Annotated in this window: 14 protein-coding genes; 6 read left to right on the top strand and 8 right to left on the bottom strand. The window is 73.9% G+C overall.

The window, feature by feature from the left end; translation table 11 throughout:
* Nucleotides 1-46: 46 nt before the first annotated feature.
* Genes ACFYO5_RS03715 through ACFYO5_RS03705 form a run of 3 tightly spaced genes read right to left on the bottom strand, consistent with a single transcriptional unit; the run spans nucleotide 47 to nucleotide 2,705 of the window.
* The gene (locus tag ACFYO5_RS03715; RefSeq protein ID WP_356559663.1) at nucleotides 47-949 is read right to left on the bottom strand and encodes a metal ABC transporter permease; all 903 of its coding nucleotides are present in this window, start codon (nucleotides 947-949) and stop codon (nucleotides 47-49) included.
* The gene (locus ACFYO5_RS03710; protein WP_388703786.1) at nucleotides 949-1,746 is read right to left on the bottom strand and encodes a metal ABC transporter ATP-binding protein; all 798 of its coding nucleotides are present in this window, start codon (nucleotides 1,744-1,746) and stop codon (nucleotides 949-951) included. The genes ACFYO5_RS03715 and ACFYO5_RS03710 overlap by 1 nt, the downstream gene beginning before the upstream one ends.
* Complete coding sequence (locus ACFYO5_RS03705; RefSeq protein WP_388703783.1) at nucleotides 1,743-2,705, bottom strand: metal ABC transporter substrate-binding protein; 963 nt, start codon at nucleotides 2,703-2,705, stop codon at nucleotides 1,743-1,745. The genes ACFYO5_RS03710 and ACFYO5_RS03705 overlap by 4 nt, the downstream gene beginning before the upstream one ends.
* A gap of 219 nt (nucleotides 2,706-2,924) precedes the next feature.
* On the opposite strand from ACFYO5_RS03705, the gene ACFYO5_RS03700 reads away from it, so the two are divergent.
* The 3 genes from ACFYO5_RS03700 to ACFYO5_RS03690 all read left to right on the top strand — a co-directional run bounded on the left by ACFYO5_RS03700 (nucleotide 2,925) and on the right by ACFYO5_RS03690 (nucleotide 6,143).
* Entirely contained in the window at nucleotides 2,925-4,307 is a 1,383-nt protein-coding gene (locus ACFYO5_RS03700; protein WP_356559660.1) for a glycine--tRNA ligase, read from the top strand.
* Nucleotides 4,308-4,501: 194 nt separating this feature from the next.
* Complete coding sequence (locus ACFYO5_RS03695) at nucleotides 4,502-5,521, top strand: aldo/keto reductase (RefSeq protein WP_388703780.1); 1,020 nt, start codon at nucleotides 4,502-4,504, stop codon at nucleotides 5,519-5,521.
* A 25-nt stretch (nucleotides 5,522-5,546) separates the two neighbouring features.
* A complete protein-coding gene (locus ACFYO5_RS03690; RefSeq protein ID WP_388703777.1) occupies nucleotides 5,547-6,143 on the top strand; it encodes a TetR family transcriptional regulator in 597 nt (198 codons plus the stop codon).
* Between the two features lie 198 nt (nucleotides 6,144-6,341).
* Here ACFYO5_RS03690 and ACFYO5_RS03685 read toward each other — a convergent pair whose 3' ends face one another.
* Nucleotides 6,342-6,548, bottom strand: a complete 207-nt coding sequence (locus tag ACFYO5_RS03685; RefSeq protein WP_388703775.1) for a hypothetical protein — start codon at nucleotides 6,546-6,548, stop codon at nucleotides 6,342-6,344.
* 392 nt (nucleotides 6,549-6,940) lie between these two features.
* On the opposite strand from ACFYO5_RS03685, the gene ACFYO5_RS03680 reads away from it, so the two are divergent.
* Both ACFYO5_RS03680 and ACFYO5_RS03675 read left to right on the top strand, forming a co-directional pair.
* Nucleotides 6,941-7,438 (top strand): hypothetical protein, encoded by a 498-nt coding sequence (locus ACFYO5_RS03680; RefSeq protein ID WP_388703773.1) that lies wholly within the window; start codon nucleotides 6,941-6,943, stop codon nucleotides 7,436-7,438.
* A complete protein-coding gene (locus ACFYO5_RS03675; protein ID WP_388703770.1) occupies nucleotides 7,438-11,745 on the top strand; it encodes an HAD-IC family P-type ATPase in 4,308 nt (1,435 codons plus the stop codon). The genes ACFYO5_RS03680 and ACFYO5_RS03675 overlap by 1 nt, the downstream gene beginning before the upstream one ends.
* Nucleotides 11,746-12,389: 644 nt before the next feature.
* On the opposite strand, the gene ACFYO5_RS03670 is transcribed toward ACFYO5_RS03675, so the two are convergent.
* Complete coding sequence (locus ACFYO5_RS03670) at nucleotides 12,390-13,835, bottom strand: MFS transporter (RefSeq protein WP_388703768.1); 1,446 nt, start codon at nucleotides 13,833-13,835, stop codon at nucleotides 12,390-12,392.
* 81 nt (nucleotides 13,836-13,916) lie between these two features.
* Here ACFYO5_RS03670 and dusB point away from each other — a divergent pair, with 81 nt between their 5' ends.
* The gene (gene dusB, locus ACFYO5_RS03665; protein WP_388703765.1) at nucleotides 13,917-15,080 is read left to right on the top strand and encodes a tRNA dihydrouridine synthase DusB; all 1,164 of its coding nucleotides are present in this window, start codon (nucleotides 13,917-13,919) and stop codon (nucleotides 15,078-15,080) included.
* A 15-nt stretch (nucleotides 15,081-15,095) separates the two neighbouring features.
* On the opposite strand, the gene ACFYO5_RS03660 is transcribed toward dusB, so the two are convergent.
* The 3 genes from ACFYO5_RS03660 to ACFYO5_RS03650 form a co-directional block, all read right to left on the bottom strand.
* The gene (locus tag ACFYO5_RS03660) at nucleotides 15,096-16,901 is read right to left on the bottom strand and encodes a CDP-alcohol phosphatidyltransferase (RefSeq protein ID WP_388703761.1); all 1,806 of its coding nucleotides are present in this window, start codon (nucleotides 16,899-16,901) and stop codon (nucleotides 15,096-15,098) included.
* 153 nt (nucleotides 16,902-17,054) lie between these two features.
* The gene (locus ACFYO5_RS03655; RefSeq protein ID WP_388703758.1) at nucleotides 17,055-18,992 is read right to left on the bottom strand and encodes a glycogen debranching N-terminal domain-containing protein; all 1,938 of its coding nucleotides are present in this window, start codon (nucleotides 18,990-18,992) and stop codon (nucleotides 17,055-17,057) included.
* Entirely contained in the window at nucleotides 18,989-20,437 is a 1,449-nt protein-coding gene (locus ACFYO5_RS03650; RefSeq protein WP_388703755.1) for a hypothetical protein, read from the bottom strand. The genes ACFYO5_RS03655 and ACFYO5_RS03650 overlap by 4 nt, the downstream gene beginning before the upstream one ends.
* Nucleotides 20,438-20,492 lie beyond the last annotated feature (55 nt).

Here is a 20,492-nt window from a genome sequence, read left to right as displayed (position 1 = left end):
CGTCTGCGCATTGCCGGGCCATTGTGCCAGGCCGGGCTGTGCGTGGTCAGACGCCGACTCCGTCGCCGGACCGGCGGCTGGCCGGAATCGCACACTCGGCCGGGTCTCCGGCGGGGTGCGCGGCGGCGGCGGCGCGGGCGCGCCGCCGGGCCAGCGGGGCGGCCAGCGCGGTCAGCACGACGAACGCGCCGATGGTCAGCAGCACGATCGTGGCGCCCGGCGGGACGTCCTGGTAGTACGACGTGACCGTGCCGCCGATGGTCACGCTGACGCCGATCGCGACGGCGATGGCGAAGGTCGCCGCGAAACTGCGGCTGAGCTGCTGGGCCGCCGCCACCGGCACCACCATCAGCGCGGACACCAGCAGCAGGCCGACGACCCGCATGGCGACGGTGACGGTGACCGCGGCGGTGATCGCCGTCAGTAGGTTCAGGGCGCGCACCGGCAGCCCGGTGACCCGGGCGAACTCCTCGTCCTGGCTGACGGCGAACAGCTGCCGGCGCAGTCCGACGGTGACCAGGACCACGAAGGCCGCGAGGCCGCAGATCGCGGTCACGTCCGACTCGGACACCGTCGACAGCGAGCCGAAGAGGTACGAGGTCAGGTTGGCGTTGGAGCCGGTCGGGGCGAGGTTGATGAACATCACGCCGCCAGCCATGCCGCCGTAGAAGAGCATGGCGAGGGCGATGTCGCCGCGGGTCCTGCCGTACCAGCGGATCAGCTCCATCAGGACCGCGCCGAGGACGGAGACGGCGGTGGCCATCCAGACCGGGGACCAGGACAGCAGGAAGCCGAGGCCCACACCGGTCATGGCGACGTGGCCGATGCCGTCGCCCATCAGGGCCTGGCGGCGCTGGACGAGGTAGATGCCGACGGCGGGGGCGGTGATGCCGACCAGGACGGCGGCGAGCAGCGCCCGCTGCATGAAGGCGTAGTCGAGGAAGTCCATCAGCTCAGCAGTCCCGTGCGGATCGGTTCGGTGCCCGCCGGAGCGTGCGGGTGTACGTGGTCGTGGCCGGGCAGCGCGTGCTGGCCGAGCGCCCGCGGCGGCGGGCCGTCGTGGGTGACGCAGCCGTCGCGCAGGACGACGGCCCGGTCGATGAGGGGCTCCAGGGGGCCCAGTTCGTGCAGGACGAGCAGGACGGTGGTGCCCTGGGCGACCTGCTCGCGCAGCGTCTCGGCCAGGACCTCCTGGCTGGCCAGGTCGACGCCCGCCATGGGTTCGTCCATGATCAGCAGCTCGGGTTCGGCGGCGAGCGCGCGGGCGATCAGCACCCGCTGGTGCTGGCCGCCGGAGAGGGCGTCGACGGAGTCCCTGGCGCGGTCGGCCATGCCGACGAGGCCCAGCGCGCGGCGTACGGCCTCGCGGTCGGCCTTGCGCAGGACGCCGAAGCGGGCCCGGGACAGCCGCCCCGAGGACACGACCTCGGTGACGGTCGCCGGGACGCCGCCCGCGGCCGTGGTGCGCTGCGGTACGTAGCCGAGGCGCCGCCAGTCCCGGAACCGCCGCCGGTCGGTGCCGAACAGCTCGATGCGCCCGGCGCTGAGCGGCACCTGGCCGATGATGCCGCGTACGGCGGTCGACTTGCCGGAGCCGTTGGCGCCGAGCAGGGCGACGACCTCACCGCGGTGCACGGTGAGGTCGATGCCGCGCAGGACGGGGCGCGAGCCCAGTTCGGCGCCGACACCGCGCAGCGAAATGACGGGCTCGCTCTTGGTGTCCATCACGCCCTCCGTGAAGTTCATGTGGTTCCCAGGGCCGTCCGCAGGGCCTTGAGGTTCGCCTTCTGGACCGCGAAGTAGTCCGTGCCGCGGGACTTCTCGGTGATGCCCTCGATGGGATCGAGGACGTCCGTCCTGAGGTTCGCGTCACCGGCTATGGTCTTGGCGGTCTTGTCGCTGACGAGCGTCTCGTAGAACACGGTGGTGACGCCGTCGGCCTTGGCCATCTTCTCAAGCTCCTTGACGCGCGCGGCGCTGGGCTCCGACTCGGGGTCGAGGCCGCTGATGGCCTCCTCGGTCAGACCGTAGCGCTCGGCGAGGTAGCCGAAGGCGGCGTGCGTGGTGATGAAGACCTTGGTCCTGGTGGCCGCCAGGCCGTTCTTGAACTCGGTGTTCAGCGCGCCGAGTTCCGCGACAAGGTCCGCGGTGTTCTTCCGGTAGTCGGCGGCGTGGTCCGGGTCGGCCTTCTCGAAGGCCTTGCCGACGCCCTCGGCGACCTCGGCGTACTTCACCGGGTCGAGCCAGATGTGGGGGTCCTTGCCGCCGGCTTCCTCGTGCTCGTGTTCGTCGTCGTGCTCGGCCGCGTGGCCGCCGACCTCGCTGCCGTGCTCCTCCAGCGTGGTGAGGGTCGCGGCGTCGATCTTCGTCTTGATCCCGGACTGGGTGACGGCCTCGTCGACGGAGGGCTGGAGGCCCTTGAGGTAGAGGGCCGCGTCGGACTTCTCCAGCTGGGTGCGCTGCTGGGCGCTGATCTCCAGGTCGTGCGGTTCCTGGCCCGGCTCGGTCAGGCTGGTGACCTTCACGTGGTCGCCGCCTATCCGCTCGGCGAGGAAGGCCATCGGGTAGAACGACGCGACGACGTCGAACCTGCCCGAGCCGCCGGCGGCCGCGCTGTCGGTCGAGCAGGCGGAGAGGGTTCCCAGACCGAGGGCGGTGGCGGCCGCGACGGCTGCCGCGGATATGTGGTGTCGTCGTACGTTCATGACAGTCATTTTCAACAAATATGGAAACCGTTGTCAACAAAGCCGACGGTAAGGACTGGGGCAAGGGCGCGGTGAGGGTGTCCGGGACGCTCCGCCGGCCTCCCCTGGGCCCGTGGACGGGCACCGATTTGGTCGAGGGGGAGCCCTCGCCGGTACCCTGAGGCAATTCGCTGGAAGCATCTCCGCTTCGTCGCCCGTCGTCGTTATGAAGAGAGCACCGTGGCCGCCGACAAGATCGACACCATCGTCAGCCTGAGCAAGCGCCGGGGCTTCGTATTCCCCTGTAGTGAGATCTACGGCGGCCAGAAGGCCGCTTGGGACTACGGACCGCTGGGTGTCGAGCTGAAGGAGAACCTGAAGCGCCAGTGGTGGCGCTACATGGTGACGTCGCGCGAGGACGTGGTCGGCATCGACTCGTCCGTCATCCTGGCCCCCGAGGTCTGGGTCGCCTCCGGCCATGTCGCCACCTTCTCCGACCCGCTCACCGAGTGCACCTCGTGCCACAAGCGGTTCCGCGCGGACCACTTGGAGGAGGCCTACGAGGCCAAGCACAAGCGCCTGCCGGAGAACGGCCTGGCGGACGTGAACTGCCCCAACTGCGGCAACAAGGGCCAGTTCACCGAGCCCAAGCAGTTCTCGGGTCTGCTCTCCACCCACCTCGGCCCCACCCAGGACACCGGCTCCGTCGCCTACCTGCGCCCCGAGACCGCCCAGGGCATCTTCACCAACTTCGCCCAGGTGCAGACCACTTCGCGCCGCAAGCCGCCGTTCGGAATCGCCCAGATGGGCAAGTCCTTCCGCAACGAGATCACGCCCGGCAACTTCATCTTCCGCACTCGCGAGTTCGAGCAGATGGAGATGGAGTTCTTCGTCAAGCCGGGCGAGGACGAGCAGTGGCAGGAGTACTGGATGGAGCAGCGCTGGAACTGGTACACCGGCCTCGGCATGCGTGAAGAGAACATGCGGTGGTTCGAGCACCCGAAGGAGAAGCTCTCCCACTACTCCAAGCGCACCGCCGACATCGAGTACCGCTTCCAGTTCGGCGGCAACGAGTGGGGCGAGCTGGAGGGCGTCGCCAACCGCACCGACTACGACCTCGGCGCCCACTCCAAGGCCTCCGGCCAGGACCTCTCCTACTTCGACCAGGAGGCCCAGGAGCGCTGGACGCCGTACGTCATCGAGCCCGCGGCCGGTGTCGGCCGCGCGATGCTGGCGTTCCTGCTCGACGCCTACATCGAGGACGAGGCGCCCAACGCCAAGGGCAAGCTGGAGAAGCGCACGGTGCTGCGCCTCGACCACCGCCTCGCCCCGGTGAAGGTCGCGGTGCTGCCGCTGTCCCGCAACCCGGAGCTCTCGCCCAAGGCCAAGGGTCTCGCCCAGGCGCTGCGGCAGAACTGGAACATCGACTTCGACGACGCGGGCGCGATCGGCCGCCGCTACCGCCGTCAGGACGAGATCGGCACGCCGTACTGCGTGACCGTCGACTTCGACACGCTCGAGGACAACGCGGTCACCGTGCGCGAGCGTGACTCGATGAAGCAGGAGCGCGTCTCGCTCGACCAGATCGAGGGCTACCTGGCCGCCCGTCTGATCGGCGCCTGAGCCGCACCCGCCGCCGAAGCCCCCGGTTCCCTTCTTGGGAGCCGGGGGCTTCGCGTTGCCGTGGCGCCCGGAAGGCCGGAAGGTCGGTGCGGGGGGGTCTGCGACGCGTCGGTGCGGAGCGGCGGCCCGGAGTGGTGACAGGTATGGACTGACAGATATTGAAATCTGTCAGCTGTCATGGCATGGTGGCGCACATGGAGAACACGACCACGCACACCCGCACCCTCGGAACCACCGGCCCCCAGGTCTCCGCCCTCGGCCTCGGCTGCATGGGGATGTCCGCGTTGTACGGCGACGCGGACCGGCGCGAGTCCATCGCCACCATCCACGCCGCTCTGGAGGCCGGCGTGACCCTGCTGGACACCGGCGACTTCTACGGCATGGGCCACAACGAGCTGCTGATCGGCGAGGCCCTGCGCACCGCCCCCGCCGCCCGCCGCGAACAGGCCCTGACCAGCGTGAAGTTCGGCGCCCTGCGAGGCCCGGACGGCGCCTGGTCCGGCTACGACGGCCGCCCCGAGGCGGTGCGGAACTTCGCCGCCTACTCCCTCCAGCGCCTCGGCGTCGACCACATCGACATCTACCGCATCGCCCGGCTCGACCCGGCCGTCCCCATCGAGGAGACCGTCGGCGCGATCGCCGAACTCGTCGAGCAGGGGTACGTCCGGCACATCGGCCTCAGCGAGGTCGGCGCCGGGACGATCCGCCGGGCCGCCGCCACCGCGCCCATCGCCGACCTCCAGATCGAGTACGCGCTCATCTCCCGCGGCATCGAGAAGTCGATCCTGCCCACCACCCGTGAGCTGGGCATCTCCATCACGGCGTACGGCGTCCTGTCCCGCGGCCTGATCTCCGGCCACTTCACCGCCGACCGGCAGCTCGCCGCCAACGACTTCCGGGCCCACTCACCCCGCTTCCAGGGCGACAACCTCCGGCACAACCTCGCCCTCGTGGACGCGCTGCGGAGGATCGCCGAGCAGAAGGGCGTCTCCGTCGCGCAGATCGCCATCGCCTGGGTCCTCGCCCAGGGCGAGGACATCGTCCCGCTGATCGGCGCCCGCACCCGGGAGCGGCTCGCGGAGTCGCTCGGCGCGCTGGACGTCGTCCTCGACGCCGCCGACCTCACCGCGATCGAGGCGGCCGTCCCCGCCGACGCCGCCGCCGGCGAGCGGTACGCGGCCGCCGCGATGGCCCACCTCGACAGCGAGCGGTGACCCCCGCCCCGGGTACGGTCTGACCATGGCACCGACCCCCGAGACCCTGACCGCCGAGCGCATCCTCGAAGCCACCGAGGAGGTGCTGCGCCGCCACGGCCCGGCCAAGGCGACCGTGGTCGACGTGGCCCGCGCGCTCGGCGTCAGCCACGGCAGCGTCTACCGCCACTTCCGCACCAAGGCGGCGCTGCGCGAAGCGGTCACGAAGCGGTGGCTGGACCGTACGTCCGAGTCGCTGGCCGGCATCGCCGCCGACGAGGGCCGCGACCCCGCCGCCCGCCTCCGCGACTGGCTCGCGACCCTCTTCGAGGCCAAGCGCCGCAAGGCGGGCGACGACCCCGAGCTGTTCGCCACGTACATGGTGCTCACCGACGAGAACGGCGGGGCGGTCGCCGAGCACGTCGCCGACCTCCTCGGCCAGCTCACCCGGATCGTGCGGGCCGGCGTCGACAGCGGCGTCTTCACCGTCCCCGGCCCGACGGAGACGGAGGCCCGCGCCCTGTTCCACGCCACGGGTCGCTTCCACGACCCCTGCTACGCGCGGGAGTGGGAACGGCCGGGCGCGCAGGGCGAGTTCGAGGCCGTGGTCGAGCTGCTGCTGAGGGGCCTCGCGGCCGGTTAGGCCAGGTCGTCACCTCCCCGTCGTCCGCCCGCACGGCGGGCCGGGCGGCGGCCGGTGCGTCCTGCCGGGTGGCCGGGCGGAAGGCCTCGAACCGGACGCGGACGTACGCGGACGTACGCGGACGTACGCGGGCTTCGCCCGGCGCGGTGGGAGTGCGTGCCGGACGCCGTCCGGCAGGGCGGAAGGTGACGACGCGGCTCAGCCGCCCGCCGGGTCCACGGTCGCCTGGTGGGCCTGCGCCAGGTGCTCCTGCGCCTTCAGCCAGGGCAGGAACTGCGCCCCCTGGCGCCAGCCGCACGTGTCGCAGCTGATCGTGCGCTGGAGTGCCGCCCGCTGGACCCGGACGACGTGCTCGCGCCCGTGCTGGTCCCACCGGCTCACCTTGCTCGTGTTGATCTCCAACATGCTGCCTCCAGAAGCTGGGCCGACGCAGCAAGGAGTGTGCAGCATGACCGACGTCAACGGGGAACCCGCCCCTGTGAGTTGCCCGGCGCCCGGTGGATCCCCGCTGATCGTCGAGTCGCATGTACGGCTGGAGCGCCTGCACGCGCTCGCGGTGGAGCGGGAGCGGGAGCGGGACGGGGACCGGGGACTGGACCGGACCCCGGATCCCCGGACCCGGATCCCTACCCTGAACCCCGGACCCGGATCTCCGGACCCGGATCCCGGACCCCGACCCTGAACCCCGAATCCCCGGACCAGCGGGAACCGAGGACCGGAGCGCTCCGCCGCGGATGAGTGTCCGCGGTGCGGGAACTCGGGCGGTCGAGAGTGGGCCGACCCGAGGAGTGAGAGTCATGACCGGGACCGAGCAGCAGTCGAAGTCGACGCGGGACCTCCCCCAGCCGCTGCGCGCGGCCGTCTCGGTGCTGAGCAGGGTGCCCGGCGCCGGCACGGTCGGCCGGGCCGCCGAGGGCGCGCTCGACAAGGTCGGCGCGGTGTCCCCGCGCGGGCGACGGCTCGCCGTCTACACCGGCGCGGGCGTGCTCGGCGTCGCGGGGGTCGTGGAGTGGCCCGTCGCGGTCACCGGAGCGGCCGTGGCCTGGCTGACCCAGCCCCGACCGCGACCGGAGGGCGACGCCGCGGGTACGGGCGCCGACGCCGCGGGCCCGAGGGGGACCGGAAGCCGTACCGAGGGCGAGGCGTCCGGCACGCCGCCCACGCCGAAGGTCCTCGCCAGGCAGTCGGCGGCCGCCGCGGCGGAGGGCACGCCGGCACCCGCGACCCCCTCGGACAGGCTGCCCACGCACCACGCGGCGCCGCCGCGTGCCGGACGAGGCGCTGAGGGCGAGTGATGGCCGCGGGAATCCTCACCCGCCCCACGGCGGCCGCCGCCGGTCTGGTTCTGGCCGGACCGCGCCTGCTCGCCCGCGGTACGGCCCCCGCGGTGGGGGTCGCCGCCGGGGCCGTCGCGGGTACCGCCAGGGCCGGCGTCCGGGCCGCGGACTCCGCCCTGCGCATGGCCCGGGTCGGCCGCGCCGCCCTGCCGGGCGGCTCCGCCGACTGGCGCGCCGGCACCCGCGCCCACCTGGTCCTGCGCGAGGCCGGCCCCCGGGACCCGGGCCGGCCGGACGACGAGCCCGCCCCGCACCCCCTCGAACACCGCGCCCGTCGGGTGGCCGCCGCTCTCGCCGAGCACCCGGACGTCGCCCTCGCCTACTGGGACAGCGGCCTGGCGCGGCTGGTCGTGGTGGCGGTCGAGGAGGCCGTCGGCGACAGCGTCGTGGAGCGGGCGGCGGCGCTGGCGGAACGGCATGGCCTGGAGCCCGCCGGGGACGACGTGGAGGACCTCGGGCACCCCGGCGATCCGGCATCCGTGCGGATCGCCGCCGAAACCCTCGCGGCCGACGCGGTGGGTGCCGTGGCCGCGCTGGCCGGATCCGCGATGCGGCTGCCGGCCTCGCCGCGTCTGGTGACCGCCGTCGTCACGCTGCTGCGTGAGAACCCCCGCTTCCGCTCCTGGCTGCGGGCCCGGCTGGGCAACGCCCGCATGGAGGTCGTCCTGGCCGTCGCGAACGCGGCCGTGCACGGCGCCGGGCAGAGCCCCACCTCACTGGTCCTCGACGGGGTGCTGCGCGTCGGCCAGCTCGCGGAGGCGCTGGTGCGGACGGCCGCCTTCGAGACCGTGCACGACGAGCTGTGCGCGCCGCACCGGCACAGCGTGCCCGCCGATCCGTCCGCACGCCCGCCGCTGCGCACCTCCCCGGCCCAGGAGTACGCCGCCCACGCCTCGACCGGCAGTGTCCTGGGCGCGGCGGCGACGCTGCTCGTCAAGCACGACCTCGCCGAGTCGGCGGAGGCCGTCCTGGCCGGTTCCCCGAAGGCGGCGCGGTACGGCCCCGCCGTCTTCCACGCCGCCCTCAGCGGCGCCCTGTGCCGCCAGGGCGTCCTGGTGCGCGATCCCGACCGGCTGCGGCAGCTGGAGACGGCCGGGACGGTCGTCCTGCACCCCAGCGCGCTCCGGAAGCCCGGCGCGGGCGCCGATCCGTGGACCGAGCCCGTCCTGGACGCCGCCCGTCGGGCCGGCCTGCGCATCGTGGTCGTCGACGACCCCGCGCTGGCCGACTTCACCGGCCTGGCCGACCAGGTGGTGGGCGCGGACCGCCCGTTGGGCGAGGTGGTCGACGGGCTGCGGGGCGAGGGCGGTGTCGTCACCGTCGCCCGCCCCCGCCCGGGGGGCGACGCGGACGTCACCGCCGGTCTGCTGCGCGGGGATGTGGCCGTCGCCCTCACCGACGAGGAAGGCCAGGTGGTGTGGGGCGCGGACGTCCTCGCCCCGCACGGCCTCGCGGACGTGTGGCGGCTGCTGACCGCCGTGCCGGCGGCCCGCGGCGTCGGCGGCCGGTCGCAGACCCTGGCCCGGTCCGGCGCCGCGCTGTCGGGTCTGCTCGTGGCCGTCGGCGAGTCCCGCCGGCGCCCCGGTTCCCCACTGCCGGGCCTGCGGCACGCGCCCGTCGACGCGGCCGCCGCGGCGGCCCTGCTGACCGGGGCGCGCACGGCGCTCGGCGTGGCCCTGGCCCGCCCGCCGCACCCCCGCCCCCGGGTCGCCTGGCACGCCCTGGACCCGGACGACGTGCGGGACCGGCTGGAGCGCGAGGCACCCCCGGAACCGACCTCCGCCGAACGGGCCGCGGCCCGTGTACGCACGGCCGCCGACAGGGTCGTACGACTTCCCGTCCTGGCGCCCGCGCGCTGGTCGGGGCAGCTCGCCCGGGCCGTACGCGGCGAGCTGGACGACCCGCTGACCCCGGTGCTGGTCGTCGGCTCGGCGGCGTCCGCGATCCTCGGCTCGGTCGTGGACGCCCTGCTGGTCGTCGGCGCCCTCGATCTGAACGCCCTGGTCGGGGGCTTCCAGCGGCTGCGGGCCGAGCGCGCCCTGTCCGGGCTGGTCGCCGGCCAGAAACAGAAGGCGCGGGTCGCCGACGACGACAGGACCACCCACGTGGTCGACGCCGCCAAGCTCGCCCCCGGCCACGTCATCGACCTCAAGACCGACGACGTGGTGCCCGCCGACGCCCGCCTGCTGTGGGAGGACGGCCTGGAGGTCGACGAGTCGGCGCTGACCGGCGAGTCCCTGCCGGTCGGCAAGGCCGTGGACCCCACCCCGAGCGCACCCGTGGCGGAACGGCACTGCATGGTCTTCGAGGGGACGACCGTGGTGGCCGGGCGCGCCCAGGCCGTCGTCGTCGACACCGGCGACCGGACCGAGGCCGCCCGAGCGGTCTCCCTCGCCGCCCGCATCCCGGCCGCCGCCGGAGTCCAGGCCCGTCTCCAGGAACTCACCCGCAAGGCCATGCCGTTGACCCTGGCGGGCGGCGCCGCCGTGACCGGCCTGGCGCTGCTGCGGGGCACCCCGATCCGCCGCGCGGTGAGCGGCGGGGTCGCCGTCGCCGTGGCCGCCGTACCCGAGGGGCTGCCCCTGGTCGCCACGGTCGCGCAGCTCGCCGCCGCCCGCCGGCTCAGCAGCCGCGGCCTCCTCGTCCGCACCCCGCGCACGCTGGAGGCGCTGGGCCGGATGGACACCATCTGCTTCGACAAGACCGGCACCCTGACGGAGAACCGGCTGCGCCTGGTCCGGGTGGCCGGCCCGGACGGCACGGTGCACACCCCCGACGATCCGGCCGCCGCCGACACCCTGCGCGCCGCGGCCCGGGCCTGTCCCCGCCTCGACGGCGACGCCCACCACCCGGTCCACGCCACCGACGAGGCGGTGCTGGACGCCGCCGGCCCGGATCCCGACTGGCGGCAGAGCGAGGGCCTGCCCTTCGAGGCCGGCCGAGGCTACGCGGCGGCGGTCGGCCGCGCCGCCGACGGTTCACCGGTCCTGGTCGTCAAGGGCGCCCCCGAGACGGTCCTGTCCACGTGCGCCGGACTGGCCTCCCACATCCACGACAGCTCCCAGTCCCTCGCCGCCGACGGGCTGCGCGTCCTGGCGGTGGCCCGACGTCCCCTGGCGGACGGCGAGCAGGCGGCGGACGCCCTCGCGGCGCCCCTGGCCGACCTGGAGTTCACCGGGCTCGTGGGCCTCGCCGACGTGGCGCGCGAGACCTCCCCGGCCCTGGTCCGCGGGCTGCGCGAGGCGGGCGTACGGCCCGTCGTGCTGACCGGCGACCATCCGCGGACCGCCCACGCCATCGCGGTCGGACTGGGCTGGCCGGACGACGCGAACGTGGTCACCGGCGACGAACTGGCCGCCGCCGACCGCTCCGTCCGCTCCCGCATGCTCCGCGACGCCGACATCGTGGCCCGGGTCGCGCCCGAGCAGAAACTCCAGGTCGTCGAGGCGCTCAGGGATGCCGGCCGGGTCGTCGGCATGGTCGGCGACGGCGCCAACGACGCCGCCGCCATCCGCGCCGCCGACATCGGCGTCGGCATCAGCGCCCGCGGTTCGGCCGCCGCCCGCAACGCCGCCGACCTCGTCGTCACCGGCGACGACCTCTCGGTCCTCATCGACGCCGTCCAGGAGGGGCGTTCCCTCTGGCACAGCGTCGCCGACGCCATCGCGATCCTCATCGGCGGCAACGCGGGCGAGGTCGGCTTCGGCGTCCTCGGCACCCTCCTGTCGGGCTCGGCACCCCTGTCGACCCGCCAGATGCTCCTGGTCAACCTCTTCACGGACCTGTTCCCGGCGATGGCGGTGGCGGTGACCCCCAAGGAGGAGGCCGACTCGGAGACCGAGGCCCCCCTGGGCACGGCCCTCCTGGGCGCGCCCCTCATCCGCCAGATCCGCCACCGGGCCCTGACCACCTGCCTCGGCGCCACCGTCGCCTGGCTCATCGGCCGCTTCACCCCCGGCACGGCCCGCCGCTCGACGACGATGGCCCTGTGCGCGGTGGTGGGCACCCAACTGGCCCAGACCCTGGCCGACCGGCGGGACAGCCCCTTGGTCCGTCTCACGTCGCTGGGCTCGGCCGCGGCCCTGTTCGCGCTGGTCGAGACCCCGGGGGCGAGCCAACTCTTCGGCTGCACCCCCCTGGGCCCCGTGGCCTGGGCGGGGGTCCTGGCGGCGATCGTCCTGGCCCTGGCGGGCCAGAAGGCACTGCCCAGGGTGGAGGAGACACTGCTGAAGCACTGGCCCGCGCCGGCCGCGCCACTGGCGTGAGCGTGGCCGCCCAGGGGCGGGGGCCGCGTCGCTTCACGGCCCCGCCCCTGGGCGCGACCGACGACGCACGGCCCGCGCCGACCGAGCACAGGCCCCCACGCCCGACCGGGCCGCAGGGGTCACGCGCCGACGGGACTCGGCCGTAGGGGTCACGGGCGGCGACTCGACCCCAGGTGTCACGCGCCCGGCGCCGCCCCGGCCGCAGGCGCCATGCGCCCCGCGTCGACCCGGCCGCAGGCGCCATGCGCCCCGGCGCTGGCGCGGCCGTGGGCATCACGCACCGACGCGGCTCGGCCGCAGGTGTCACGGGCGGCGACTCCGAACCCAGGTGTCACGCGCCCCGCGCCGACCCGCGCCCCGCGTCGACCCGGCCGCAGGCGCCATGCGCCCCGGCGCTGACCCGGCCGCAGGCATCACGAGCCGACGCGGCTCGGCCGCAGGTGTTACAGGCGGTGACTCCGAACCCAGGTGTCACGCGCCCCGCGCCGACCCGGCCGCAGGCATTACGCGCCGACGCGGCTCGGCCGCAGGTGTTATGGGCGGCGACTCCGACCCAGGTGTCACGCGCCCCGCGCCGACCCGGCAGCGGGCGCCCCGCGCCGACCCAGCCACACGCGCCCCGCGCGGCGACTGCGCCCCAGGCGTCACGCGCCGACGCGGGCATCCTCGCGCGCCTCGGGGGAGGCCAGCCGTTCGGCCGTCCGCGCGGCGGTCCGCCGCGCCCAGGCCCCACTGCTGAGCACTCCCACCACCAGCACCACCACCCCGCAGCCGGCGAGGATCCACCACCCCGGTACCGCCGCGGAGACGAACGTCTCCCGGTACGCCGACGCCCCGATGCCCGCCGCGAGCACCGCCCCGATCACCGCGACCCCGAGGGTCTGGCCGAGCTGCCGGCTGGTGGAGGCGACGGCGGCCGCGACGCCGGCCTGGGCGCGAGGCATCCCGGAGACGGCCGTGTTGGTGATCGGCGCGTTCACGAAGCCGAAGCCGATGCCGAACAGCACGTATCCGAGGAACAGCGTGGTGTCGGACGTCTCCGCGTCGAAGGCGGCGAACAGCACCGCGCTCGCCGTCATCGCGAGCCCGGCGACGAACAGGGGCACCCGTGGCCCCCGGCTGCCGACGAGCCGCCCGGACAGGGGTGCGCACAGGAAGGTGGGGAGGGCCATCGGCAGCATCCACAGGCCGGCGTGGAGGGCGTCGAGGCCGCGGACGTTCTGGAGGTACAGCGTGGAGAGGAACAGGAATCCGCCGAGGGCGGCGAACGCGCTGATCGCGATCACGGTGGCCCCGCTGAACGGCGCCGACCGGAAGAACCGCAGGTCGACGAGGGGTTCCTCGCGGCGGGGTTCGTAGTACAGGAGCCCGAGGAGGGCGGCCAGGGCCACCGCCGCGAAGGGCAGGCTGGTGCCGAGCCCGGCCTCGGGGGCCTCGATGATCGCGTACGTCAGGCAGCCGAAGAGGGCGATGACGAGGAGCTGGCCGACCGGGTCGGGGCGGCGGGCCTTCGGGGCGCGGGATTCGGGGACGTGGCGCAGGGTCAGCAGGAGGGCGGCGAGGCCGACCGGCAGGTTGACCCAGAAGATGGAGCGCCAGCCGACCGACTCCACCAGCAGGCCGCCGATCAGCGGGCCGGCGGCCATGGAGATGCCGACGACCGCGCCCCACGCGCCGATGGCGCGGGCGCGCTCGCGCGGGTCCGTGAACGTGTTGGTGATGATCGACATGGCGACCGGGTTGAGCATCGAACCGCCCACCGCCTGCACCATGCGGGCCGCGACGAGCAGTTCCAGATTCGGGGCGAGGGAGCAGAGCAGGGAGCCGAGCGAGAACACGACCAGGCCCGCGAGGAAGACCTTCCTGCGGCCGATCCGGTCGGCCGTGGACCCGGCGAGCATCAGAAGGGAGGCGAGGACGAGGGTGTACGCGTCGATCGTCCACTGGAGGCCGGAGGTGTCGGCGTGCAGGTCGCGCTCCATCGCGGGAAGGGCGACGTTGAGGACGGTGTTGTCGAGGCTCACGATCAGCAGGCTCATGCAGCAGATCGCGAGGACGATCAGACGTCGTCGCTGGCTCAGCTCTGGCATGAGGTCATGCTACGCCGATTTCAATAGTGCGGTTAACTAATGACTGTTACATGATCGTCGTCGATGCGCGACAATGGGCGGATGTCCACGCCCCTGACCCCCTTGCAGATCGGCCCGCACACCGTCCAGCCGCCGGTCGTCCTCGCCCCCATGGCCGGTATCACCAACGCGCCCTTCCGCACCCTGTGCCGGGAGTTCAGCGGTGGCAAGGGCCTCTTCGTGAGCGAGATGATCACGACCCGGGCGCTGGTCGAGCGCAACGAGAAGACCATGCAGCTGATCCACTTCGACGCGAGCGAGAAGCCGCGCTCGATCCAGCTGTACGGCGTGGACCCGGCGACCGTCGGCAAGGCCGTCCGCATGATCACGGAGGAGGGCCTGGCCGACCACATCGACCTGAACTTCGGCTGCCCGGTCCCGAAGGTCACCCGCAAGGGCGGCGGCTCGGCCCTCCCGTACAAGCGCAACCTGCTCCGCGCGATCCTCCGCGAGGCCGTCAGCGGCGCCGGGGACCTTCCGGTCACCATGAAGATGCGCAAGGGTATCGACGACGACCACATCACCTACCTCGACGCCGGCCGCATCGCCGTCGAGGAGGGCGTGACGGCCATCGCGCTGCACGGCCGCACCGCCGCGCAGCACTACGGCGGCACCGCCGACTGGGAGGCCATCGCCCGTCTGAAGGAGCACGTCCCGGAGATCCCCGTCCTCGGCAACGGCGACATCTGGTCGGCCGAGGACGCGCTGCGCATGGTGCGCGAGACGGGTTGCGACGGTGTGGTGGTCGGCCGCGGCTGCCTGGGCCGGCCGTGGCTGTTCGCGGACCTGGTCGCCGCCTTCGAGGGGCGCACCGAGGCTGGCGGAGGCACCGGCGGTTCCGGTGCGCGGCCCTCCCTGCGCGAGGTCGCCGACATCATGGTCCGGCACGCCACGCTCCTCGGCGAGTGGTCCGGCGACGAGTCCAAGGGTGTCGTCGACTTCCGCAAGCACGTCGCCTGGTACCTGAAGGGCTTCGCCGTCGGCTCCGAGATGCGCGGGCGCCTCGCGATCACCTCGTCCCTCGCCCAACTGCGCGCCGGGCTCGACGAACTGGACCTCGACCAGCCCTGGCCCGCCGGCGCCGACGGCCCCCGCGGCCGCACCTCCGGCAACAACAGGGTCGTCCTCCCGGACGGCTGGCTCAAGGATCCCTACGACTGCGCGGGCATCGGCGAGGAGGCGGAGCTGGACACCTCCGGCGGCTGAGGCACCCCGGCCGGGTCACCCCCGCGACGGATGCGGGGTCGACCCGTACGCCGTGAGGAAGCGGTCCCGGAAGAGGTCCATCCGCCAGACCGGGGCGTCCTTCGCCGGCCGGAGGCCGTCGGTCCACTTCCAGGCGGCGACCTTGTCGAGGACCTTCGGGTCCTTGGCGACGATCGAGACCGGCACGTCCCGGCTGGCGTTGTCGCCGCTGACGCGGGCGATGGGCTGGTGGTCGCCGAGGAAGACCAGGACGGTGTCCTCGGTGCCGTAGCGCTCCAGCCACTGGGTGAGGGCGGTCACCGAGTACTCGATCGACTCGCCGTACGCCTTGCGGGACCTGGCCGAGTCGGAGATGACGTCGGAGGCCTTCTCGCCGGCCTTCTGGATGCTGTCGAAGACCGAGCCGTCGCCCATCTCGTCCCAGCCGACCATCTTCGGGAGCGGGGCCCACGGCTGGTGGCTGGAGGTCAGGATGATCTCCGACATCAGCGGCTTGTCGCGGTCCTTGCCGTGCTCCAGCCGCTGGAACGCCTCCAGCGCGTACTGGTCGGGCATCGTCGACCAGCTGAACTTCGGCCCCTGGTAGCCCATCTCGAAGGCGTTGTAGACCTTGTCGAGGCCGTAGTGCTTCTGCTCGGGCCAGGCCTTCTGGATGCCGGGCATCACGCCGACCGTGTCCCAGGCCCCGGTCTTGCGGAAGATCTTCGGCAGGCTGAGGCGGTCGCTGTTCATGACCGTGCGATAGCGCTGCTGGTTGTCGATCCACAGCCCGGACAGCGTGGTGGAGTGGCCGAGCCAGCTGCTGCCGCCGAAGGTCGCCGAGGTCAGCCAGCCGCTCTTGGCGCGGTAACCGGCCTTCGCCAGCGCGGCGGTGCTCGCGGTGAGCGTCCGGTCGACTCCGGGCGCCATGACCGGGTCCTCGATCGCGCTGCGGCCGTAGCTCTCGATGAAGGCGAAGACGACGTCCTTGCCGCGCAGGTCGGGCACGAGCTGTTCGGGCGGGGTGTCGCCGAAGGCGTCCGTGCGGGCCTCCTGGGCGAACGCGGCCTCGTCCTTGAGGGTCTGCCGCACGTCCTTGGCCTTGACGGCGACGGCGCTCACCGCCCGGTGGTACGCCAGCGGCAGGCCGGCGTACTGGACCGACAGGACGGAGCAGGTGATCCAGACCGTGCCGGCGATCAGCGTGCCGCGGGTCGCCGCGGGCACGTGGAGCGCCAGCACATTGCTCAGCCGCACCGCCGCCAGCGCCATCACGACGAACAGCACGACGATGAGCAGGAGCAGGCCGGCAGTGGCGGCGGAAGCCGTGGTCGCGCCCATCGAGTCCGCGACGTAGGACTGGGCGTCGTCCAGCAGGCCCCAGTCCAGGACCAGGTTGAAGCCGCGCCCCAGGTACTCCGAGTACGCCATGTCCAGGACGTTGACCACGGTGAGCGCCGCGAGGCCGGCCCCGAGCGCCGCCGCGGCCGCCACCCGGGGGCGGCGCGGCAGCGACAGCAGCACGGCCGCCGCGATGATCGCCTCGCCCGGCAGCCGCACGAACCGGTCGGCCCGCAGGAACCGCGTCTGGTTCGGCATCACCATGGCCGCGAGTATCAGCGCGAGGGCGAGCGCGGTCGTCGTCCACCACAGCGCGCGCGCCGCCCGCGGATGGCGGCTCCGCCAGGCCCACCAGCGCGCGACACGGGACGCGAGGACGCGGAGCGGCGCGGTCCCGCTCCCCGGCGCCTCGACCTCCACGGCCGCCTCGGTGCCGTCGGCGCCCACGGGCGCACCGTCGCCGGAGCCGGGGAGATCACGAGACCGTGTGAAGACAGGCACCCGAGGGTCCTTCCGTACGAAGCCGGGTGGATCGGCGGATCCGGTGGTGGGACCGGATCCGCCACCGTTGCGTACGGCGTGGCTCCGCCCGGCGTTCATCCGTCCCGGCCCGCGGTCGGCAAACACCGGGCAAACGCTTGGCCAAGCCGGTCGTCAGGCCCCGCCCACCGCCGTGAGCAGCGCCAACGGGGTGGCCGCCGAGCGGGATTCCCGTACGCAGGCGTGAGGGTACGGCACCGGTTCCGCGTGGGTGTCGCGACCGTAGCCCGCGAGCACCTCGGGCAGGCGGTGGCCGGTCACGGTGGCCGCGTCGACCAGGCCGCGCGCGACCGTGCGGGCCTCGTCGTGCAGGCCGTAGCGGGCCAGTCCCAGGGTGATCAGCGCGTTGTCGTGCGGCCAGACCGAACCGCGGTGGTACGACAGCGGGTGGTACGCCGGCTGTCCGGCCGCGAGCGTGCGGACGCCCCAGCCGGAGAAGAAGTCCGGCTCCAGGAGCCGCCGGCCGACCAGTTCGCCGTACTCCTTGTCCAGCAGCCCCGACCACAGCAGATGGCCGGCGTCCGAGGCGAGCGCGTCGACCTGGCGGCCGTCGCCGTCCAGCGCGAGGGCGGGGAAGGAGCGCTCCCGCATCCAGAAGTCCCGCTGGAAGCGGTCGCGCAGATCGGCGGCGGCCTGTTCGAGCAGGGCCGCGTAGGTCTCGTCCCGCCATACCGCGCGCGCCACGAACGCGGTCCGGCGCAGCGCGTCGTACGCGTAGCCCTGGGCGCCCGCCGCCATCACCGGGCCCGAGGGGCGGGTGCCGTCGGCCGCGCAGATGGCGCCGGGGGAGTCCTTCCAGTTCTGGTTGGCGAGGCCGCCCCGGTCGGCGCGGTAGACCAGGTAACCCCGGGAGGTGAGGCCGCCGTGGTCGAGCATCCAGCCGACGGCCGCGCGGGCGTGCGGCTCCAGCCGGCGGGCGAGCGGCGCGTCGCCGGTCTGTTCGACGTACGCGCCGAGCAGGACGAGGAAGAGCGGGGTGGCGTCCACCGAGCCGTAGTAGCGGCCGTAGGGGACCTGGTGGAAGTGGGCGAGTTCGCCGTGCCGGACCTCGTGGACGATCTTGCCGGGCTGGGCCACCGACTCCGGGCCGGTCTCGGTGGCCTGGGCCGCGGCCAGCGCGAGGAGCGTGGCGGCGGCCGGGGCGGGCCGGTAGGGCAGCGCGAAGAGAGAGGTGAGCAGGGCGTCGCGGCCCAGCAGCGTCAGGAACCAGGGCGCGCCGGCGGCCGGGACGCGCAGTTCCTCCCCGTCCGGGCCGCTCGCGGGGACCTGGAGCGCCGCCAGGTCGGCGAGGCCCCGCGCGCAGGCGGCCGCCAGTTCGGGCCAACCGGTCGGGAAGGCCACGCCTTCCACGAACTCCCCCTCCTGCGCGAGGAGCTTCTCGGTCAAGGCGGCGGGGGAGCTGGGAACACGCAGGGCCCGCTTCTCGCCGTGCGGGCGGGCCATCACCCGCAGGGTGAGTCCGGCGCAACCGTGCGGCTCCAGCTCCAGGGTCCAGGCGAGGCGGCGGGCGCCGGTGCCGGTCTCCTCGACGCCGTCCGGGGCGGGCTCGGCGGTCACCGTGGTGACGGACCGCCACTCGCCGCGCCGGTAGCTGAACTCCACACCGTCGTCGAGGACCTGGCGGCGGCGGACCGCGCCGGTCTTGGCGTAGGTGCGGTGGTCGGAGCGGAGTTCGAACTGGTCGGTGAAGTCGGCGTCGACGGTGAGCGCCAGCCGCACCGTCAACGGCGCCGCACGGTTGCTGACCACCCGCAGCGTCTCCACGAACGAACTGTCGCCCACCGCCTGTTCGCGGAAGAGGGTGCACGAGGGCGGCTCGGTGCGGCCACCGCGCGGCACCAGCACACAGCGCGCCGCGTCCCCGTCCGCGACGGGCGCGAGCACCTCCGGCACCGCGCCGTCGACGGTGAGCTGCCATCGGCTGAGGTGGCGCGCGTCCCTGACGAACAACCCGTCGGGTGATCCGGCGCCGCGTACGCCGCTGATGTCACCGCGGTCACCGACGGCGGCGAACGTCCCGCCGTACACGAGCAGATGATGCCGGTCCGTCATCCCCGGTCCCCTCCCATGAACGAGCTGTCGCCCCTGTCGAGGTCCGTGCCGGACGGCACGGCCTCCGTGTCGTGCAGCAGGTCGAGCGTGAGCGCGGCGGTCCAGCCGAAGCCGGTCGCCCCGCAGGCCTCGCCGGTGTACGGGTCGACGTACTCCGCGAAGTCCGAGGAGTACGCGGTGTCCACCACGGCCTCGCGCAGCGCGTCCGCGTGCGCCCGCTCGCCGTGCAGCCGCAGGCCCCGCTCGACGAGCCAACTGGTGTTGGCCCAGGCCGGCCCCCGCCAGTAGCGGTGCGGGTCGAAGGCCTCGCCGAGCAGGTCGTAGCTGGGGACGAGACGGGTGCGGTCACCCACCCCGAAGTGCGGGCCGCGCAGGGTTCCCACGAGCCCGGAGACGATCTCGCGGGGCAGCCCCGGCAGCAGCAGCGGGACCAGGCCGGAGACCCCGCGCTCGGGGAGCAGGCCGCCGCCGCGCAGGTCGCGGCAGAGGAACAGGTTCTCGGCCGGGTCCCACAGCCGGTCGACCAGCGCCGCCGTCAGCCGCTCCGCACGCGCGCGGCGGGCGGTGCCGGTGGCTCCCAGCTCCTCCGCGATCCGGGCCAGCGCGTGCTCGGAGGCGATGAGCAGGGCGTTGAAGGCGGGGTCCTCGACGGCGAACCCGGTCCGGCCGTCCGCGTACCCCCCGTCCCGGTAGTCCGTCGCCAGCCGTACGTACCGCCCGTAGTCCAGGTCCGTCGGCCGGTCCTCCGGCGCCCCGTGGGCGAGGTCGGCGCGCCGGAAGGAACGGGCCGGGGCGGGGGAGATCCGGGCGAGCGGGGCGTCCCAGGACGGGGCGTTGTCCATGCCCTGCTCCCAGGGGTGGACGACCGACACCAGCCCGCCGCCGCCCAGGTCCCGCCGGTGCAGCAGATAGCGGTGCCAGGCGGCCAGCCGGGGGTACACCCGGGCGAGGAAGCCGCGCGCCCGCGACAGACCGGGGTCGGCGCGGTGCGTCAGCCAGGCCGCCAGCGCGTGCACCGGTGGCTGCACGATGCCGGAGGTCTGTACGGTGCGCGGGGCGCCCGCAGCGCGCCCCGCGGTCGAGGAGCGCCAGAAGTCGGGGCTCGGGAAGTACGCGTCGAGCGGCACGGAGGGGTTGAAGACGATGTGCGGGATGCGCCCGTCGCCCCACTGCGCGTCCAGCAGCGTCTCCAGCTCGGTCTGCGCCCGGCGCGGCGAGACGTGCCGCAGCCCGATGGCGATGAACGCCGAGTCCCAGGACCACTGGTGCGGGTACAGACCGCGCGAGGGCACCGTCGAGGTTCCCGTCCAGTTGGCGGCCAGGACCTCCACCGCCCTGACGTGGACCTCCGCCGCCCTGACGTGCGGCGACCCGGCCACGGTGGTCGGATCGTATACGGCGGTGCGCTCCGCTGGGCGGGCGACGAGCTGGGCGGTGCGTTCCACTCGGGGCTCCCCGAAGACGACGACGGCAAGGCCACGGTCGACCAGTTCGGCAGTG

Source organism: Streptomyces sp. NPDC006259, assembly GCF_042870975.1.
Lineage (GTDB): Bacteria > Actinomycetota > Actinomycetes > Streptomycetales > Streptomycetaceae > Streptomyces.
The sequence above is the reverse complement of the archived record's forward strand: the minus strand, read 5'-3'. Positions and strand labels throughout refer to the sequence as shown.

What these genes read in the sequence shown, in the direction of transcription:
- ACFYO5_RS03710 (WP_388703786.1), bottom strand. Translation starts at nt 1,746, where the DNA reads ATGAACTTCACGGAGGGCGTGATGGACACCAAGAGCGAGCCCGTCATT.
- ACFYO5_RS03675 (WP_388703770.1), top strand. Translation starts at nt 7,438, where the DNA reads ATGGCCGCGGGAATCCTCACCCGCCCCACGGCGGCCGCCGCCGGTCTG.
- ACFYO5_RS03685 (WP_388703775.1), bottom strand. Translation starts at nt 6,548, where the DNA reads ATGTTGGAGATCAACACGAGCAAGGTGAGCCGGTGGGACCAGCACGGG.
- ACFYO5_RS03655 (WP_388703758.1), bottom strand. Translation starts at nt 18,992, where the DNA reads ATGACGGACCGGCATCATCTGCTCGTGTACGGCGGGACGTTCGCCGCC.
- ACFYO5_RS03695 (WP_388703780.1), top strand. Translation starts at nt 4,502, where the DNA reads ATGGAGAACACGACCACGCACACCCGCACCCTCGGAACCACCGGCCCC.
- ACFYO5_RS03715 (WP_356559663.1), bottom strand. Translation starts at nt 949, where the DNA reads ATGGACTTCCTCGACTACGCCTTCATGCAGCGGGCGCTGCTCGCCGCC.
- ACFYO5_RS03690 (WP_388703777.1), top strand. Translation starts at nt 5,547, where the DNA reads ATGGCACCGACCCCCGAGACCCTGACCGCCGAGCGCATCCTCGAAGCC.
- ACFYO5_RS03705 (WP_388703783.1), bottom strand. Translation starts at nt 2,705, where the DNA reads ATGAACGTACGACGACACCACATATCCGCGGCAGCCGTCGCGGCCGCC.
- ACFYO5_RS03680 (WP_388703773.1), top strand. Translation starts at nt 6,941, where the DNA reads ATGACCGGGACCGAGCAGCAGTCGAAGTCGACGCGGGACCTCCCCCAG.
- dusB (WP_388703765.1), top strand. Translation starts at nt 13,917, where the DNA reads ATGTCCACGCCCCTGACCCCCTTGCAGATCGGCCCGCACACCGTCCAG.
- ACFYO5_RS03670 (WP_388703768.1), bottom strand. Translation starts at nt 13,835, where the DNA reads ATGCCAGAGCTGAGCCAGCGACGACGTCTGATCGTCCTCGCGATCTGC.